Origin of the sequence: Malonomonas rubra (assembly GCF_003247215.1) — a bacterium.
GTDB classification, from domain to species: domain Bacteria; phylum Desulfobacterota; class Desulfuromonadia; order Desulfuromonadales; family Geopsychrobacteraceae; genus Malonomonas; species Malonomonas rubra_A.
The window spans coordinates 1-3028 of the sequence record NZ_QKAP01000026.1; the positions used below are offsets into that span (position 1 = coordinate 1).

A 3028-nucleotide genomic window follows, 5' to 3' on the forward strand; every position below is an offset into this window, starting at 1 on the left:
ACCTGCCGTTGCGGTCAGGCTGCCGCCGATTTCCGCTATGATGCCGGGAATGATCGGTATGTCGGTGCTGACGTTGAGCAGGGTTTTGTTGATTTCCCGGCGGGCAAAAATTTCCACGTTGCTGGGAATGCCGATCTCTCCGGAGACGGTAACCTCGCCATTGGGGTCGAAGCGGATGCCGGCGGTGCCCTGCAGCCAGGGCGCTATCTGAATGGTAGCGGAACCGCTGCCGTAGACGTTGAGGGCACCGTTCGGCATCGGCTCGCCGCTGGGGCGGCCGTCTTCGCCCACCGCACGATTGCTGGCGCCGGCGGTGACGGTGCCGGACAACATGCCACGCCGGAACGCGCCTGAGAATTCGGCGGTGAAGGCACCGTCGTCGTAGTTGACGGTGAGTTGGGAATCGATACCGGGAATGGCTGGCTGTGCGGTACCTGTGGCGCGTACTTTCCAATCATCGCCACGCTTGTTGACGGTGACATCAATGGAGCCGGAACGAATGGCTGGGTTGGCGGCCAGTTGCAGATTGCCGCCGATAGTGAGGCCCTCGGCCTCGGAATAGGCCACGGTAAGACCCGCCTGCTGAATGCCGGGGATGTTGGGTTCGACGTTTCCAACCGCACTGAAATTGCGGTTATTGTAACTTGTTGAGATAGAGGCGCTACGGATACCTTTGATTTTATCGGGACTGGTAATTGCAAGAGTACCACTGACGCCAAACCCATCATTGCTGCGATACCACATTTGCAAATCGGCCTGATCGAACAGGCGGGTGTCAGCATTAAATCGGCCAGAGAGTCCAAAATTCCCCTCACTGTCGAGTTCAGCTGAGAGTGAACCTTCACCGAAATTTCGAACTGTGAATTCTAGCCCGCCTCCCGCCAGGAGGCGTTCTCCATCGAACCCCAGTGTGACAGAGGCATCAGTGATTGTCATGCCTGGAACAGGTAAACGTTGAGCCGCGGAGGTCGCATCAAGTGTATAAAAGATTCCCAGGCGTCCGTTGTCAATGCGTCCGGGTAATTGAAGACCTGACAACAGAGGATGGGTCGGTCTTAGCATAGCGGTGGCAAAAAGACCGTTACCTATTCCAAAATTACTCAGATCGACCGGACTTGCTCCAGCCAAATTGACCGTAGGCGGCAGATTTGCCAGAGCTTCGCTACTGATACGGACAGCAAAGTCAGCATCAGCATCCTTGAGCAGATCAATGGAGAAAGGACCTGTTTGGTTTTCAACCGAAACAGCCGTGCCCAAATCCAGAGTTGCGTTCAAACCACCAACCCTGGTTCCAGCGGAGGCGGTATTGTACCCACTGTCCAACTGGATGTTAACCATCCTGAATCCTGATAAAGCGGTTTGTTTAGCACGTGGTATCGAAAAGGAAGATGCATTGGCTCCGTGTGTAATTTTAGCTATTACCAAACCCCCCGTGGGTGACAACACCGAAAGCATGGAGGCGTTGCCTTGGCGATCGCGCATTGATACATCGAGCAAGCTCAAGACGTGTGACAGATTTTGGATGTCGGTCCTGCTCCAGAAGGTACTGGCCCCTTCAGCTCTGCGTCGTTGGTGGCCACCGGTTGCAGCGACTCGAGTGAACTTAACGGTTCTGCTATTTAGTATGTCGCTGGGTGTGGGTTTGGTACCGGGTGATCCCGGCAAGCCCGTAAAACTGGGATGGTTGGCAGGGCGTACGTCAATGGTGCGGCGCACAGCATCCCTAATCTCGTAGCGGAACGAGGAACCAACGCTTGCGTTGTGAGTAGAATTGAGCAGTTCCATATTGTCAAAAGCATCAGGTCCACCTAGTTGATGCTCTACGATGTGGTCCACTTGATAAACGGCAGGAGCGCCTGTGTTGTCCCAGGTAGGGATTTTTAGCAAATCCAAAAATGCAGCTTCGTCAGGTGCTTCTACAACGCGATTTCCACCCCTGACATTGAGGCGAAGCCGAAAACCAGTCGCAGTACTGGGGCGTTGATCCGGGTGAATTCTATTAATATCTGGACGTATGGTTTCCAGCCACGTGGAACGTTGAGCAGTTTCGCGATTGGCGCTGATACTTCCTGCCGCACGTCGCAAACTTCCGGCGCGAGCCATGGCCTGATAGCGGGCACCGTGGCGAGATTTTATAGGCGGTATTTCTAATGGTTCCGTTGCTTCGAATTCCGTGGTTGCAGCGCCATCACCAGTTACTTGCCGAGCAATTTTATTTTTTTGCTGAATGCCTCCGCTTTGCTGCATAACATGGGCAAGTTCGTGAACTAGCAATTCACGCCCGTTTTCAGTTTTCGGGGCAAATTCACCAGGAGCAAAGTAGATGTCATTGCCGACGGTAAACGCGCGCGCGTTCAATTCCTTACACAATTGGGCGGCTTCCTCATCGGTATGAATAACGACATGGGATAAATCCTGCCCAAGTTGTTTTTCCATATCGCGTAGTACGGTTTCTTGAAGCGGTGTACCGCGGCCACGACTATTTTCGATACGTTCCTCCACCGTCGGCTGGGCTTCCGTCGTTGTGGTTTCGCTGCTTGCGGAAGAAGCCGATTGTTCTTCTTGTTGTGGTGTTTCTTCCGACCGCATCATTTTTTTTTGTAGTGTATTCTGTTCCTCCTCCGATTTGGCTGATTCTGTTTTACGGAAAACTCTTGCTACCGCTTTTTGTTCCTCATCTGCCTTTGCTGTTTCCGTTTTTCGGCGCAGTCGCTTCTGTACCGCCTGCTCTTCTTTCGGCTCTTCGGTTTCCACCGAGCGGCGAACAGTGGCGGCTTGTTGTTCGTCTTCCGGTTTTTTAGCACGGCGCAGTTTGGGTTGCGCTTCTTCTTCCTCTTCCTCCGCTTGCCGGGCCACGACACGGTTGATCCTTCGCAGCAGCCGTTGCGCACTGGGCACCGGTTTGCTGGAGATCATTTCTTTGTCTTCCTTCGGACCGGGTTCCGGCTCTTTTGGCGCACGACTGACTTCCCGTGCCACCTGATCGGCTTCCTGTTCCTCTTTGTCGTGGGGCTGACTGACCGCCATC

Annotated in this window: 1 protein-coding gene; it reads right to left on the minus strand. The window is 53.9% G+C overall.

What is annotated here, in order from left to right; translation table 11 throughout:
• A partial coding sequence (locus tag Q7J88_RS02665) for a DUF4157 domain-containing protein (RefSeq protein WP_303720609.1) occupies positions 1 to 3028 on the minus strand: 3028 nt, incomplete at both ends.